Genomic DNA, 16,303 nt, shown 5'->3' with positions numbered 1-16,303 from the left:
CTTCTATTATAATTGATTATGATAATTATTTTCAATTATAAAGTTTCGAATCTTTAGCATTATGCAGATTTCTCCTCAATCGCCTCATCTAAAAATTTGAAATACGGAAGCAATATTCCTATTAAAGAAGTGACACATATAATCGAGCCAATGATAAAGTATAGTACTCTCACTCCCCACATTTCACTCAGTATTCCCCCTAATAACACACCTAATGGCATTGCCGATCGTATGAAAAATAATCGCACTGAAAATACTTTTCCTATCATATTATTTGGGACAGTTTGTTGGCATATCGTCGTATTATGAACATTGAAAAATGAAATACAAATACCAGCAATTACCTCGATTACAATCGCAATAATAATACTATTATTTAAACCTAGTGAAATGTAAGTAAGGCCCCCTACGAATAATCCTCCAAGCATAAGTAATCTACGGCTTCTATACTTCACTTTCCCAACTAACATGGAACCAACTACATAGCCAAGTGGGAATCCTGCCATAAAATAACCGTATTCAGCATACCCTGCCGATAGTTCATCTTTAATATAAGGAAGATTCGTAACCATCGTTACTCCTACTCCAAATTGAACGAATGTTAGAAAGATACCAAGCCAAACGATAACTGGTTTTGCGAAAAAGTATGTAAAGCCGTGAAGAAACTCTTCTAGCCACGTTTTTCTAAGTTCTTGCTGTACCCTCTTTTCTTTTATGAAAAGCAATAATCCTCCGCTTATAAATAAACACATACATACGAAAGATAGCGTAAGTTCGATTCCAATAAATTTAATGACGATACCACCTATTACTGGCGCGAGAAACATCATAAGACGAGTCATTCCATCAATATACGCATTCGCGTCTTGAAGCTGCTCTTTATTCACAACAGTTGGTGTAATCGCTTGGCTCGCAGGGGTATAAAGAGGCGTAATGATACCAACTATAATTTGGACAACGTAAATGTGCCAAACTTCTATACTGCTAGTAACTAGCATCGCCAAAGGCAGTAAGAAAACAGATGCCCGCATCCATTGCGAAAAAATCATAATCCACTTTCGGCTCCATTTATCAATAAATGGGCCACTTATAAGTTGCAGTATGAGAGAAGGAATTAGATATAGTAACCACATACTGCTTAATGCTGTTTTCGATCCTGTTAACTCATATACAAGAATTGAATTACATAACGTCCCGAAAGCCCCGCCTAATTCTGAAATTGCACTACCAATCCACATATAAAAGAATGAACGGTTTTTCAATACACTTTTCACTATAGCTCACCAACTTTTCTATTAAATTCCTCCCTTTATGTACATTCTCGTTATATATTATCTATTCAAAAATGCATCTAATTCTTTCGCTAAAGACTGCACTGCTTTCTTTCTCAATACATATTTCCCGTCTTGAATATCAACTAACTTTGCTGAACGTAACAATTTCAAATGATGATGTACTGTCGATTTTCCTAGTTGTAATCTTTCCGTTATTTCTTGCAGCGTACGCTCTTGTTCAAATAGTAGTTTTACAATACGAAGCCTTGCCTCGTCCCCCAGCGCCTTATGTTTATGAACTAAAAAATAACTCGGCTCATACGGATCTTCTGGATGTATACTTTCATTTGCGACTGGATAATGAAACACTTTCGTATCTTCAATATCAGCTTCTATGTTCCACGGTCTGTATGTAATTTGCGGGATAAGAAGTACGTGATGAACACTTGGCTCTGGCATATATGTAACGCCACCTGTTGCCCACTCTACAAACTCTTCCGGTTGCATCTTTTTATTCATTTCATTTTTCGCTTCATAATCTCGCTCTAGTATAGAAACAATTTCTTCTGCCTCTTTTTTAACAACACTGTCATACCACCCTGTCATAACGGCAATTAAATGCGTTTTTAGTTCACGCACATCGGCATGACATACAAACTCTATATACGTAGAGAAAAACTGATGATCATGTGTCAGTTCCTTTAGTTCGTGTATTACAGATGCTTCTCCGCTTGCGGCTAAACGTCTTTTCGCTTGATACACTTCTCCTAAAAACGGTAAACATATATACTTTAAATCTTCTTCTGAAAATGAATCGATATTTGCAATAAACTGTGATAGATCCTGAAAATCTCCCTCATACAATAACTGAAGCAACGCTTTCCACGTATTATGCTTCTCAACAAATTGTAAATGCTCTATCATTTCATGTGATAAAGATTGTCTTATTTCTTCCCATTCACTTTGAGTCTTTTCAAGAGTATCGATTAACCTCTTATGAGTAATTGCCGCAATGCCAAGTGCGCATTCGAAAAGTATCGAATACTTCATTTCAACGTTGTACGTTTCCCTCTTTCTACTCGTCACGTGAAAGACTTCCATTTTATCCCCTCCTTATTTGCTATGTATTTAATTCTATTTTTATCGAATTATACCTTCTAATTTTTTGGAATTTTAAAACTTTCTGAATTTTATATTGCTACAAGTTTTTAAATTTAAGCTGCAGTTAATTTTCTTGTTCAACTATGAGGCAGGTTTATTGAAGAGAAAGGAGAATTTATTGCAGTAAGAAAAATGATTTAGAAAGCATAAGTTTATTTCTGCAATTACTACAACGGCGCCGTATTGTTCTTTTAGAGACTTCCAAATATCAATTAGATGATAAGTAGGTACGTTTCTACTTAATTTCTCTAACACTTATTGCCGGTCTATCTCATAGTTAAGGAGGCTATACGAATGAGTAAAAAAGAAATATTACAAAATGGGGTCAAGCAAGTTTTTTACGAAGAAGAATGGTATCCACCGATATCAGAAGCGTTAAAGAATCTTACTGCTGCACAAGCATGTTGGCAACTAGAAGGAAAGGCCAGTAATACGATTTGGGAAAATGCAAACCATTTACTAACCTTTAAAGAGCGCTTACTTTCCCGCTTACATCAAGATGACACATTTGTTGCTCCACAAAATAATGATGACACGTTTGTCCAAGGTGGACCTAATGATGATGATGCTTGGCAACAAACAGTGAAGCGAACGCTCCAAGTACATGATGCCTTACGATCTTCATTAACATCCCTTCAAGAAGCAGAACTGGATCAACCAAGTCCGTCTCTACCAGTTTGGCAACAATATATGAATATCCTATTGCACGATGCATATCATACAGGTCAAATTATACAACTTCGTAAACTCCAAGGTTCATGGCCATCTCATCGTTCATATTTATAAGCAATGATTAAAGATGATAGATAAGCATATGATTCTACATTTAGCAAAATAAGTACAAAAAAAGCAAATGAGATTCTAACTCTCATTTGCCTTTTTGCGTGCTGGAGAAACGTCCTACATGGATAAAATAAAACTTTAATCAGTGGGATTTTGTCCATCCCGACTGATTATTACCCAAACCAACCGGGCATCTCCGGGCCATTATCTCCCACCTCACTTCCTCGCATTCGCCAAGTTTTAAGGTAGGAGTCTTACCGCCCGTTAATACGGGATAAAAAATTCATTCACACTTATTAATTCATCTGCGCATCGTTCAATATCCCAATGATTTCACTCAACATTTCTTCTGTAAAAGCACCTGCGCTAAAGTTCACTAATGCTCGTAATGGCATATAGTTCAGCATAGCGTCCATCATTTCAGAGGCATCACTATCCCCTTCAGTCATACTACCAAACGGACTGTCTTTTAATGCTTTTTCCATAAGCTCTTTTGCAAGTGGTGCTAAGATTGGTTCCGTAAGTATGTCCCCAAGTAACGTATTACGATGCACTGGTTTTCGAGTTATAGTCGTTGATTGAACATACATGCTATCATGTAAAACGATCTCTTTTGAAGACTTTCCTACTAAAATCTCAAATTCGCCTGTTTCAACATGCCAGTCCTTTAATTCAACATTATAATAAGCAAATGCTCTTTTATTTAAAGTAAAGCTAACCGTTTTTTCTTCTCCCGGTTGCAATTCTACTTTTTCAAATCCTTTTAGCTCTTTTTCAGGACGAGTCATGCTGCTTTCAACATCTTTTATATAAAGCTGAATAATTTCTTTCCCTGCTATACTGCCAGTATTTTTCACGTTCACACTGATAGAAACAGTGTCCGTATCCGTTATCTCTTTCTTATTTATTGAAAGATTACTATACTCAAAATTTGTATAGCTTAATCCAAAACCAAATGGGAACAACGGTTCAATATTTTTCGCATCGTAGTAACGGTATCCGACGAACACACCTTCTTTGTATTCCACTTTGTCCCCTTCACCAGGGAAGTTTAAGTAAGAAGGATTATCGCTTAACACTTTCGGGAATGTTTCCGCTAATTTCCCGCTTGGATTCGCATCACCAAATAATATATCGGCAATCGCCCCGCCTAATGCTTGGCCACCTAAATAGCCTTCAAGTATTCCTTTTACTTTACCTATCCATGGCATTTCAATTGGAGCACCGTTACTTAAAACTACAACGATATTACTTTGAACTTCAGCGATAGCCTCAATTAATTGCACATGATTTTCTGGCATCTGTAAATGCTTTCGATCAAAGCCTTCAGATTCATAACGATCTGGAAGTCCAACGAAAAGGACCGCTGTATCTGCTCGCTCTGCTATTTTTTTTGCTTCATTAACCATGCTTTCATTTACATCATCACTTGCAATGTCATAGCCTTGGGCAAATAATATGTTCGTTTTTTCACCTGATACCGTTTCAATTTCTTCGAGAATACTTTCAAGATTTGTTGGATTAATATGAGAGCTTCCGCCACCTTGAAAACGTGGTTGCTTTGCAAACCCTCCAATTACTGCTACCGTTCCCTCTTTTTTCAGCGGAAGAATGGAAGCTTCATTTTGTAACATAACCATACTTTCACTTGCAACTTCTCTTGCAAGCTGATGATGTGCGTCCTTACTATACACAGCGTTTTCTAATTGGTTATCATACGCTTTAAAAATAATGTAAAGTAATCGCTCTGCTGCTTGATCAAGCTTTTCTACAGCCAGCTCACCACAGTTAACTGCATCAACAATCTTCTTCTCACCAATTCCAAAGCTTGAAGGCATTTCTAACTCTAAGCCGTTCGCTATACTTGCAACACGCTCATTTACTGCACCCCAATCAGAAACGACAAAACCTTCAAATCCCCATTCATCTTTTAAAATATCATTTAATAAATAGTTATTTTCCGAAGCGTATTCACCATTCACTTTGTTGTAAGCGCTCATTACTGTCCAAGGCTGTGCTTCCTTAATAACATCTTCAAAGCTAGCAAGATAGATTTCACGCAATGTTCTTTCATCAACAATTGCATCTACAGACATTCTGCGATGCTCCTGATTATTAGCAGCGAAATGTTTTAATGACGTTCCAACCCCTTGACTTTGTACGCCTTTAACATGGTTTGCAGCCATTTGTGATGATAAATACGGGTCCTCTGAAAAATATTCAAAGTTTCTTCCGCATAGCGGCGAACGTTTTATATTTGCACCTGGTCCAAGGAGAACTCCTACATTTTCAGCCTGACATTCTTCTCCTAATACAACTCCTACTTGTTTTATTAATTCTTTATTCCATGTACTTGCTAACCCTACTGCTGAAGGGAAACAAGTCGCTGGAATACTGTTATAAATCCCTAAGTGATCAGCTCCCTCTGCCTGTTTTCTAAGTCCGTGTGGTCCATCAGTTACCATAATTGAAGGAATTCCTAATCGCTCAATCCCTTTTGTATTCCAAAAGTCTAATCCAGAACATAGACTTGCCTTTTCTTCTAATGTCATTTGTGAAATGATTTTCTTAATATCCCTTTTCATGATAGCCCTCCTAAAAAATAATTAAGTAAACGCTTTCTTAATGTCATTATAGTTATTATTTTTTAGATGTTATGGTATATTTTTTAGAATACCGGTAAAAATTTTAGCTGATTATATTTATGGTTAAACCGTACTCTCTTTCGTTCTTATTTTAAAACCTTTGCTTAGGAGAGGATTTTAACTTGTACATATATAGGCTAATGCTTAAAGAATAGAGGTTAAAATAATGAATTGCTCCAAACTTGAAGATTTATATTATATTTGTAAGCTAGTCTTTGACATACATAAAACACCTATCTTTTTCATTGATAACAAAGGGGATTTGGCATTTGAAATCTCGCACAATTTTCAACATAACCCTTTGTATTCTTCAAAAGAGGCGTTATTTAATCAACTATTTAAGGGAAATCCACCCTATACTTTTCCGGTACTTGAAGAGACTGCCTTTCTTGAAAATTTTTTCTCAATTAACTTACGTTTAAACGATCAACTTTGCGGGAATATCATCGTTGGACCAGTCCTTTATTCCAGGTTATTAGAAACCTCAATTAAAGGAATCGTTAATGATCTTCAACTAAAAATAAACAAAGAGGAAATGATTCGCTATTATCAATCTCTCCCTGTTTTAAGCAATTTGCAATTTTTAAATATAAGCATGGTTCTTTATTACATGCTGTATCAACAAAAATTAGACATTGCTGATATTTTGCAAAAAAATATACTGTTAAAAAAGGATGATTTTGAGATTGAACAGCCCGCTATACATATATCGGAGCAACGTCAAAGTACATTAACTCATATCGATCCACTAGTTGAAAGGAAAATATTTGAGTGTATTAAGGAAGGAAAAAAGGATGATTTAATTAAAAATCTAAGAAAATTACCTGAATCAGGAGATTTTGGGGTGTTGTCAAAAACAAGTCACCTGCGAAGCCAGAAAAATTCTGCCATCGCAGCAATTACACTCGCGACAAGGTCGGCTATAGATGGTGGACTATTCCCTGAAATTGCATATACCCTCAGTGATTTATTAATTCAAAAACTCGAAGAGATAAAAAAAAGTGAAGCCATTTCCCCATTTTTAGAGAATGCTTTACTTGAGTTCTCAGAACGAGTTAAAAACGGGAAAATGCAAAAACATTCAAAGCCTATAAACATATGCCAAAATTATATATTTACTCATCTTTACGAAGATATTACACTATCCCATCTAGCAGAAATAGTCGTATTAAATCCTAGTTATCTATCTTCCCTTTTCAAGAAAGAAGTTGGAATTTCATTAGACGAATATATTCAGCGTGCTAAGATAGATGAGTCAAAAAGCTTAATGACCTATACAAAACATTCTATATCAGAAATCTCCACACTATTAAATTTCCATGACCAAAGTCATTTTACAAAGGTCTTTAAAAAACATACTGGTATTTCACCTAAACAATTTAAAAATGGACACAGTTATTAGTTTAGAAAATTTTATCATACTTCCAATAATTATTGTCCTTCGTTCTACCAATAGATTTATTTTGTTGCTTTACATTATTAATACATATCCTTTATAAAGCGAAAAAACATTAATTTTTAATACATAAATTGAAATAGATTACTCCCAAACATAATTTACATTCTTCATAACTTCTGATCATAATCCAAATTTGGAAGAATAGAGGCTTTTTTATATACAAATAATAAGCCTCAAGGAGTTGTTGACATGCATTTCATATTAAATATGTTAGGGATTTTCGTTGTAATATTAATCGTTTTCCTATGTTCGCCTAATAAAAGAAAAATAAAATGGAGACCAATTGTTATTCTAATAATATTGGAGCTTTTTATTACGTGGTTTATGTTAGGCACGAAATTGGGCAGTATTATCATTAATAAAATTGCGTCATTTTTCAGTTGGCTACTATCATGTGCGAATGAAGGAATTCGATTTGTATTTCCTTCAGCTATGGAAAATCAAACAGTTGATTTCTTCTTTAGCGCCTTACTTCCTATCATTTTTGTTATCACTTTCTTTGATATTCTTTCGTATTTTGGAATCTTAACTTGGATTATTGATAAAGTTGGTGCAATCATTTCAAAGATTTCTCGTTTACCAAAGTTAGAAAGCTTCTTTTCCATTCAAATGATGTTTTTAGGAAATACGGAAGCACTTGCAGTTGTTCGTGATCAATTATCTGTGTTAAAAGAAAATCGTTTGTTGACTTTTGGAATTATGAGTATGAGTAGCGTCAGCGGATCCATTCTTGGTGCTTATCTATCAATGGTTCCAGCAACATATATTTTCAGCGCTATTCCTTTAAACTGTATTAACGCATTAATCTTGGCTAATGTTTTAAATCCTGTAGAAGTTACTAAAGAAGAGGATGTTATTTATTCACCTTCAAAAAATGAAAAAAAAGATTTCTTTTCTACTATTTCAAACAGTATGTTAGTTGGGATGAATATGGTTATTGTTATTTTAGCGATGGTAATTGGATATGTAGCATTAACAGCATGTTTAAATGGTATTTTAAGCTTTTTTGTAACAGGTTTAACAATTCAAAAAATCTTCTCGATTATCTTTAGTCCCTTCGCTTTTTTACTTGGTTTATCAGGAAAAGATGCTATGTATGTAGCTGAATTAATGGGGATAAAAATAACAACGAATGAATTTGTTGCAATGATGGATTTAAAATCAAACCTAAAGTCTTTACAACCACATACAATTGCAGTTGCAACTACATTTCTAGCTTCTTTTGCAAACTTTAGTACAGTAGGTATGATTTATGGAACTTATAATTCATTATTTGGCGGGGAAAAATCATCAATAATCGGTAAAAATGTTTGGAAGCTTCTTGTTAGCGGAATGGCTGTTTCCTTATTAAGCGCTATGCTTGTGGGGCTTTTTGTATGGTAAATGAATAATTGTAATAAGATGAAGACACTTAAACTGAATTGGGTGTCTTCATCTTATTACTTGTTCTTTTATAATTCTTATCTCCGAATCTGTCCATTTCCACGAATCACATATTTTGTGGAAGTCAATGCAGGTAGCCCCATTGGTCCCCTTACATGTAGCTTTTGTGTACTGATGCCAATTTCTGCGCCGAATCCGAATTCAGATCCATCAGTAAAACGAGTTGATGCATTATGATACAGTGCAGCCGCATCAACAGATGTGAAAAACTTACTGACGTTTTCCTCGTTCTCTGTAATAATCGCTTCGGAATGCATGGATCCATACGTATTTATATGATGAATCGCTTCTTCCGTAGTGGAAACCACTTTAACTGCCAGTGTGAGAGATAAAAACTCTGTTTCCCAGTCTTCTTCTGAAGCTAATGCAATAGAAGAATCAATTGCCAATGCTTTATTATCACCACGTAGCTCCACGCCTCTTTCCTTCAAGGAAGAAAATAGCTCGCTACCAAATTGTTGCGCCCAATTCTCATGAAGTATAATCGTTTCAATTGCATTACATACAGATGGACGCTGCGTTTTTGCGTTTATAATAATATTAAATGCCATTTGTTTATCCGCTGTTTCATCAATGAAAATATGACAATTTCCCGCACCTGTTTCAAGTACTGGAACAGATGCTTCTCTCACTACAGTATCTATTAACTGCTTGCCGCCTCTTGGGATAAGAACATCCAAGTACTCATTCAATGTAAACAACTGCTTTGCACTATCGCGCGTTGTATCTTCTATGAGCTGTACGCTTTCTGGAGGCAAGCTTGTTTGTTTAAGCGCTCGGTGAATAACGCTAACGATGGCTTTGTTAGAATGAATAGCAGAAGAACTACCACGTAGTATTACTGCGTTTCCTGTTTTCAAGCAAATTGTAGCAGCATCCACTGTCACATTCGGCCTTGCCTCGTAAATCATTCCGACAACACCAAGTGGTACGCGCATCTCCTGAATAGATAATCCATTTGGTCGTTCCCATGCACTAACACATTCTCCAACAGGATCACGTAAATCAATTAGTTGCTTAATACCTTCAGTCATATCAATGATACGCTGTTCATTCAGCATAAGGCGATCAAGAAGAGAATCAGAAAATCCTTTTGTCTTCCCTTCTTCAATATCCCGTTTGTTTTCCTCTAAAATATAAGCTGTTTCTACTATCATCTGATCAGCAATCGCAGCAAGTGCTTCGTTTTTTTGATTTGTAGATTTAAGTACAAGTTCTCTAGCAATTTCTTTCGCCTTTTTCCCCTTTGCCAACACTTCATTCATTTTTATTTCCTCCTTTTAAAAAGTTAATAAGTAAAAATTAAAGACCCGTTTATCTCGACCAACTAAGTGTTTCCCGCCTATGGAATTAAAGAATTTGAGCAGTGGACTCTGCCCTCACTATTCTTAAAATGAAACCCAATGATCCCTATGGATAACTTCATAACTAGGCCTTTCCCCTCTTGCTTGAATATCTTGGCTTTGCATACCTTTTAGATCCTTTAGTTCCTCTGCGCTATATGTGCATTGTCCTTTTCCTATTACGCGCCCTTGTTGCGTGATTACTTCCACGACTTCACCCACTTGGAAAAATCCTGACACATTTGTAACACCAGCAGGAAGAAGACTCTTTCCATGTTGAATGATGGCAGTGGCTGCCCCCGCATCTACTTCAATTTGTCCGCTAACAAGCGAATGTAGTGCGATCCATTGCTTGTTTATCTTAATCACTTTTTGAGGAGCATTCCCGATATATGTTCCATCACCTTTGCCCTTCATAACATCTAAAAACTTCTCCTGTCCACATCCCGTTCCGATAAATACACTCACTCCAAGAGATAGTGCCGTCTTTGCAGCATCGATTTTTGATTTCATACCGCCAGTCCCAAGTTTTGAGCCAGCATCTCCTGCAAGAGAAGCAATTTCTTCCGTTACCTCAGGAAGGAAATGATATTTTTTCGCATCCGCATTTTTCTGAGGATTTTGGTCATATAAACCGTTCACATCTGTAAAAATCATGAGCATATCCGCCGAAACAAGTCCGCTTACTAAAGCTGACAGCATATCATTATCACCGAACGTCAGCTCTTCTAAAGAAATGGAATCATTTTCGTTGATTATAGGAAGAGCGGAACGATTTAGTAGCTCTCCTAAAGTAGCGTAAGCGTTACTGTATTGTTCTTTTCTAGAAAAATCACTTCTCGTTAGTAAAAGTTGTGCAGTAACGATACCATATTTACGGAATTCCTCCGTGTATGCCTGCATTAATAAACTTTGCCCGACAGCGGCAGCAGCCTGTTTCCCTTTAATTGTCACAGGTCTGCTAGGATACCCTAGAGCAGAAAAACCTGCAGCGACTGCCCCAGATGTAATCAACAAAACTTCATGCCCTTCCTCTTTCAATCGTGCCAATGCAGCAACGTGATCTGAAAGTTGTTCTTTACAGATGCCTCCATGACTTGCTGCCAAGGAACTGCTCCCAATCTTTACAACAATTCTTTGCTTTCTCACTTTTTTATCCCCCAAGTCTAAAATCAAAGTTTTTATAAATTACACTTTTATTTATACAGTTTGCAGCTATGTCTATCCTCATCAATGCTGCACCTATAGTACTAAAGGGCAAAATAAAAATGACCGCTTCGCCCTTAATAAAATAAAAAGGACGAAACGGTCATTGTTCCGCGGTACCACCTTAATTGATATACATAGATATCCACTTGGCGCCTATAACGCAGGCGTACGCCTAAACTTTCATTTAAGACTCAGGGATAGGTTCGATACATTCTATACGAGGAATCTTTCAGCCGGTGAATTCCACTCTCTTTCGCAAGAAGACATATGTACTATTTCCCTTCAACGATTTTCGGTTTAATTTTTTATATTATGCGATATAATTTGATTTGGTGTCAAGAAGTATTTTTAAAAATAAATAGAGCGGCAAGTTACTTGTATGAAATTATTACCCTACTGAATGAAAATACAAATCGATATAAGTTTACCTCATATTCATCAACATAAAACCTAAAATTAAAGTGTATATATTTACATAATGTCGAATATAATTGATTTTCAACTTTTGGTGTTGCAAAAAGGAATATATTCTCTTAGAATGTTTCTTTATATTGCATGGAGATGTTATTGTTATTTTAAGATAACAATTTCAAAATGATATAATTTATTATAAAAGGAGCAAGATTGAGTTATTATGGATAAACAAATTGGATTCATCGGTTGCGGAAATATGGGAATGGCTATGATTGGTGGGATGCTAAACAAAAAGATAGTGTCTGCAAATAATATTCGTTGTTCGGATTTAAACACTACGAATTTAAAAAATGCTAGTGAAAAATATGGGCTAACTACAACTACTGACAACAATGAAGTAGCTAAAAATGCTGATATTTTAATTTTATCAATTAAACCAGACCTATACGCATCAATCATTAACGAAATAAAAGAAATAATCAAAAACGATGTTATCGTCGTAACGATCGCTGCCGGGAAAAGCATTAAAAGTACTGAAGAAGCTTTTGCTAAAAAATTAAAGGTTGTAAGAGTAATGCCTAACACCCCTGCTCTTGTTGGAGAAGGAATGTCTGCGTTATGCCCTAATGAAATGGTGACAGAAAAAGATTTAGAAGATGTGCTAAACATTTTCAATAGCTTTGGTCAAACAGAGATTGTAAGCGAAAAATTAATGGACGTTGTAACATCTGTAAGTGGTTCTTCGCCAGCATACGTATATATGATTATAGAAGCGATGGCAGATGCTGCCGTACTAGATGGTATGCCAAGAAATCAAGCATATAAATTCGCAGCTCAAGCTGTATTAGGCTCTGCAAAAATGGTACTAGAAACAGGAATACATCCAGGTGCATTGAAAGATATGGTTTGTTCTCCTGGCGGAACAACGATAGAAGCTGTAGCAACATTAGAGGAAAAAGGCTTACGAACAGCAATCATTTCAGCTATGCAGCGTTGTACGCAAAAGTCTGTTGAACTATCTAGGCAAACTAAAAAGTAATAAATAAGTGTAAAGAAACCCACTTTAAATACATTCACATATCTTTAAACAGTTTTAGACTATATGTACATTACATTTACATACTCCTCCTTTTTCACCAGTAACTGAACGGACAAATTCAAGGATAATTGAGTTTGTCCGTTTTCTATTTTGTTATCTTAAAATAATTTCACTGTTCTTATTATCATTTATTTTATAGCGTAATACCCTTTTATCATTAAGGTAACATCATTTTTATATGTATTTTCTGCAGATTGTATTAAGTTTTAAATCATACGTTTCTTGTAAAAGACATGATACATACCAGATGAAATATACTCAGAGACTAAGCATAATATCTATTGAAAAAAGTAATATCAATCGCCCTAAATTGTTAACATAATATTTTTATCGTCCTCTAATATTAATACCTACTATTTCCTAATCCACCTCCATTACAATTTAAATCATTTAAGTTTGCTGTTTATCCGGCATTTACCATTTAAACAAAAACTCCCCTTAAATCGAAAATGATTAAGGGGAGTCAGTCATATTTGATGAAGTTATAGTTCTGATTTTACTGGAATAGAAACATTGTTTTTCACTAATTTTTTAACGTCTTTAAAGCTAACAAAATTGTTGTTTTGCTCATCCCAAAGACGGAAACGGATTGACCGCAAGCTTGTAGCAAGAGTAATCGTTGGTACATTCTTTAAAGGAAGCGTATTATTGTGTGCCTCTTCTAGTTTATAGTTAGGTACTCTTGGACTTAAATGGTGAACATGATGAAATCCAATATTACCAGTTAGAAATTGCAGGATTTTGGGAAGTTTATAAAACGAACTTCCTTCCACTGCCGCTTTCACATATTCCCAATCTTTATCTTCTTCAAAATAAGAATCCTCGAATGTGTGCTGTACGTAAAACAGCCAAATACCTATTGAACCTGCTATTAAGAATATGGAACCATGTACTAAAAGAAACGATTGCCATCCGATTGCCCAGCAAAGTAACCCTACTAAAGCAACAATTAAAACATTCGTCAAATAGGTGTTCATGCGTTCCTTCTTTCTAGCACCTTTTCTGTTAAATCTATTTTTAAGTAAGAAAACATAAATCGGACCTAACACAAACATAACGAATGGGTTGCGATATAAACGATATGCTAAACGGAGTCTAAATGGCGCTGCCAAATATTCATTCACTGTAAGCGTCCAAATATCTCCTGTACCTCGCTTATCCAAATTACCACTTGTAGCGTGATGAACGGAATGCTCATGCCCCCATTGATCAAACGGGAATAAAGTTAAAACACCCATACATGTCCCTACTATTCTATTTACACGGCGACTTTTAAAAAAAGAATGATGGGTACAATCATGAAAAATAATGAAAACCCGTGTCATAAATCCAGCGGCTAACAGAGATGGAACTAATGCTAGCCAATAAGAAACGGACAAACTTTTATAAGCAAGGTACCATAAGATAATAAATGGCACTACCGTATTGATGATTTGCCAAACACTTTTTTTTGCCGTTGATTTTTCAAAAGGAGCAACTTGTTTTTTTAAATTTTTAGTATTTTGTAATGTCATTTTTTCTAATTCCTTTCCTTTATGTTGCTAATTCGTATTATAACACATTATTAGTAGTAGGTGTTATACGTAGGTATAATAAATATTTTATACTATGAAAATCTCTTTTTTCTTACTCATTCCTTACAAATTACTTACGTCCAGAATAGCTTCTATTATAGGATAGAAGGAGCATTTGTGCCGGAAATTTCGAAGTTTTTCCAAATAAATATATTAATTAAAAAGAAACACAGAGTTTTTTTCACTTCTGTACTGCCCTGTTTCCACAATAAGAAGTGAGCTGTCCTGCTTTTTTCGTCTCAGCTTTTACCTCGTTATCGTTCATTATGCTTCCTGTACCTAGTACAATCGTTCCCACTAATGCTAGCCTCATTATCTTTTTACGAAGATTCATCATTGTTGCTCCTCCATAAGCTGTTTTCGACATCCTCAATGTAAACAAGGATTTGATTTTCCATAACATTTACGCAAGCTTATATTTATTCTTTTTTATTATTAATTCCCCACTGTCAGGAAACTAACAATAACCAGTTTTCTAGAACGATAAAAAACGAATAACATACACAATGAACGTAATGTTCACTTGTTACAACTGATTTTACCGGAACCGGATCTATTTCATGAAACAAATCAAATTACATTTAAAATAAAAAACTAGTCTATTTTGAAAACTTCCCTCACTTTTATTTAACTGTTATTCTATATAAAATATAAAAATTCAACGTCCGTTTATTTAATTTCAAATCTATGATATATTCAAAATATTAATCACACAAAGTTAATAAAATGAAAACAAGGGAAATTTATGAAAGAATATATTTTATATTCATACTAAAATCACATAGTTTTTAGTATAGAAAGGAGATTCAAAATTTGAATAAGAATTTAACCAAAATTACATTAATAAGCGGTCTCGCTCTCATACTTTATCATTTTTTCAAATGGTATTTAGTTGAATTCCTTACCCCATTTGTTATGCCATTTCTTTCAATAATAGTTCATGGATTGTTTTTCTTAATATTAATTTTCACAATCATACATCTTATCAAATACAAAAATTGGAAACCATTAATTATTCAATTAATCATAATAATTACTTGGATATGTATACCATTTAATGAGATTTATATAAATTTAGATTTTATTATCTATAAAGAAGACCGTGAAAAAGTTATAGCACTTATAGAACATAAAGAGTTAACTCCTAATGTTCATTATGATAGTAGACAAATTCATTTACCTAAACAGTTTGCATCCACTTCCAAAAACGGTGGGGATGTAATTATTCAACAAAATAAAAATGGTATTTCTGTTTTCTTTTTTACTTATCGTGGTATATTAGATAATTTTTCAGGATTTATTTATACACCAAATGATACTAGACCAAACAAATACGACTTTAATAATGAATATAAAGAAATCACAAAAATAGAAAAAAACTGGTATTATGTGACATCATATTAAAGAACACAAAAATTTTCTTTTAATTATATTAAAAACATACCGTATTTATAGAAAGGGAATGCTTGTATACTATATACTGATCTGTACTGCATTCCCTAATTAGGCCCGAAACGGATTCTTGTCGTATTAGCTCATTCAAGGTGATGCAATTTTTTTACAAGCGATACATCTTTTTTATCATATACGTCGCTTTAACACCACTCAATATAGAGGGTGCTGTTTCAAATGACTCGAACCTTAACATATGAGTAGCATCACACATCCATCAACTTAAGAATTTTCTCGTTTTGGATTATTTGTTTTTCTCAGCTTGATTGTGACAGGGCACTGCCAACAAAAAGCGATTTTCGTACGCTAAGCGATCTTTTATATAAAAAGCCGATTTCTTGTAATCTAAAGGATGAAGTGACCCCATAAAGTTAGACTGATTATTTCATTAGGCAACCTTTTGGGCATGGGTCCGGTATTGTACTGGGCTCATGCCTTTTAGTTTTG

General features: G+C 34.8%; 12 protein-coding genes and 1 other annotated feature. Of the genes, 5 read left to right on the top strand and 7 right to left on the bottom strand.

The genetic code is table 11. The annotated features are described in order from the left end of the window. Window positions 1–59: 59 nt before the first annotated feature. Both ABH957_RS25830 and ABH957_RS25825 read right to left on the bottom strand, forming a co-directional pair. Window positions 60–1,274 carry an MFS transporter gene (locus ABH957_RS25830; RefSeq protein WP_404453366.1) on the bottom strand — a complete coding sequence of 405 codons (1,215 nt, stop codon included), beginning with the start codon at window positions 1,272–1,274 and terminating at the stop codon, window positions 60–62. Between the two features lie 57 nt (window positions 1,275–1,331). Then, window positions 1,332–2,375 (bottom strand): ArsR/SmtB family transcription factor, encoded by a 1,044-nt coding sequence (locus ABH957_RS25825; RefSeq protein WP_404490882.1) that lies wholly within the window; start codon window positions 2,373–2,375, stop codon window positions 1,332–1,334. 354 nt (window positions 2,376–2,729) lie between these two features. Between ABH957_RS25825 and ABH957_RS25820 the strand changes: the two genes are divergently transcribed. Beyond that, complete coding sequence (locus tag ABH957_RS25820; protein WP_404490881.1) at window positions 2,730–3,221, top strand: DinB family protein; 492 nt, start codon at window positions 2,730–2,732, stop codon at window positions 3,219–3,221. Window positions 3,222–3,514: 293 nt separating this feature from the next. On the opposite strand, the gene ABH957_RS25815 is transcribed toward ABH957_RS25820, so the two are convergent. Next, complete coding sequence (locus tag ABH957_RS25815) at window positions 3,515–5,803, bottom strand: glycoside hydrolase family 3 C-terminal domain-containing protein (RefSeq protein ID WP_404512511.1); 2,289 nt, start codon at window positions 5,801–5,803, stop codon at window positions 3,515–3,517. 226 nt (window positions 5,804–6,029) lie between these two features. On the opposite strand from ABH957_RS25815, the gene ABH957_RS25810 reads away from it, so the two are divergent. Continuing rightward, window positions 6,030–7,265 carry a helix-turn-helix domain-containing protein gene (locus tag ABH957_RS25810; protein ID WP_404490879.1) on the top strand — a complete coding sequence of 412 codons (1,236 nt, stop codon included), beginning with the start codon at window positions 6,030–6,032 and terminating at the stop codon, window positions 7,263–7,265. 246 nt (window positions 7,266–7,511) lie between these two features. Beyond that, a complete protein-coding gene (locus tag ABH957_RS25805; protein ID WP_002084844.1) occupies window positions 7,512–8,705 on the top strand; it encodes a NupC/NupG family nucleoside CNT transporter in 1,194 nt (397 codons plus the stop codon). Between the two features lie 77 nt (window positions 8,706–8,782). Here the strand turns inward: ABH957_RS25805 and ABH957_RS25800 are convergent, their stop codons facing one another. Then, window positions 8,783–10,030 (bottom strand): glutamate-5-semialdehyde dehydrogenase, encoded by a 1,248-nt coding sequence (locus ABH957_RS25800; protein ID WP_404453354.1) that lies wholly within the window; start codon window positions 10,028–10,030, stop codon window positions 8,783–8,785. Window positions 10,031–10,153: 123 nt separating this feature from the next. Next, a complete protein-coding gene (gene proB, locus ABH957_RS25795) occupies window positions 10,154–11,257 on the bottom strand; it encodes a glutamate 5-kinase (RefSeq protein ID WP_404490878.1) in 1,104 nt (367 codons plus the stop codon). Window positions 11,258–11,401: 144 nt separating this feature from the next. After that, window positions 11,402–11,612: a binding site (T-box leader), on the bottom strand. 339 nt (window positions 11,613–11,951) lie between these two features. Here proB and proC point away from each other — a divergent pair. After that, window positions 11,952–12,770 (top strand): pyrroline-5-carboxylate reductase, encoded by an 819-nt coding sequence (proC, locus tag ABH957_RS25790; RefSeq protein WP_404490877.1) that lies wholly within the window; start codon window positions 11,952–11,954, stop codon window positions 12,768–12,770. Between the two features lie 542 nt (window positions 12,771–13,312). Here proC and desA read toward each other — a convergent pair. After that, a complete protein-coding gene (desA, locus tag ABH957_RS25785) occupies window positions 13,313–14,344 on the bottom strand; it encodes a Delta(5) desaturase DesA (protein WP_404447186.1) in 1,032 nt (343 codons plus the stop codon). A gap of 241 nt (window positions 14,345–14,585) precedes the next feature. Further along, window positions 14,586–14,771: a hypothetical protein gene (locus tag ABH957_RS25780; RefSeq protein ID WP_404512509.1), complete on the bottom strand. Its 186-nt coding sequence runs from the start codon at window positions 14,769–14,771 to the stop codon at window positions 14,586–14,588. Between the two features lie 446 nt (window positions 14,772–15,217). On the opposite strand from ABH957_RS25780, the gene ABH957_RS25775 reads away from it, so the two are divergent. After that, a complete protein-coding gene (locus tag ABH957_RS25775) occupies window positions 15,218–15,808 on the top strand; it encodes a hypothetical protein (protein WP_002065987.1) in 591 nt (196 codons plus the stop codon). Window positions 15,809–16,303 lie beyond the last annotated feature (495 nt).

The organism is Bacillus sp. RC242, assembly GCF_044908245.1.
In the GTDB taxonomy this organism is placed as follows: domain Bacteria; phylum Bacillota; class Bacilli; order Bacillales; family Bacillaceae_G; genus Bacillus_A; species Bacillus_A mycoides.
Note: the sequence above shows the minus strand (reverse complement) of the source record. Positions and strands in the feature narration are given on the sequence as shown.

Bases quoted from the DNA above. Each gene is read 5' to 3' on its own strand.
- ABH957_RS25825 (WP_404490882.1), bottom strand. From the start codon at position 2,375: ATGGAAGTCTTTCACGTGACGAGTAGAAAGAGGGAAACGTACAACGTT.
- ABH957_RS25820 (WP_404490881.1), top strand. From the start codon at position 2,730: ATGAGTAAAAAAGAAATATTACAAAATGGGGTCAAGCAAGTTTTTTAC.
- ABH957_RS25815 (WP_404512511.1), bottom strand. From the start codon at position 5,803: ATGAAAAGGGATATTAAGAAAATCATTTCACAAATGACATTAGAAGAA.
- ABH957_RS25810 (WP_404490879.1), top strand. From the start codon at position 6,030: ATGAATTGCTCCAAACTTGAAGATTTATATTATATTTGTAAGCTAGTC.
- ABH957_RS25805 (WP_002084844.1), top strand. From the start codon at position 7,512: ATGCATTTCATATTAAATATGTTAGGGATTTTCGTTGTAATATTAATC.
- ABH957_RS25800 (WP_404453354.1), bottom strand. From the start codon at position 10,030: ATGAATGAAGTGTTGGCAAAGGGGAAAAAGGCGAAAGAAATTGCTAGA.
- proC (WP_404490877.1), top strand. From the start codon at position 11,952: ATGGATAAACAAATTGGATTCATCGGTTGCGGAAATATGGGAATGGCT.
- desA (WP_404447186.1), bottom strand. From the start codon at position 14,344: ATGACATTACAAAATACTAAAAATTTAAAAAAACAAGTTGCTCCTTTT.
- ABH957_RS25780 (WP_404512509.1), bottom strand. From the start codon at position 14,771: ATGTCGAAAACAGCTTATGGAGGAGCAACAATGATGAATCTTCGTAAA.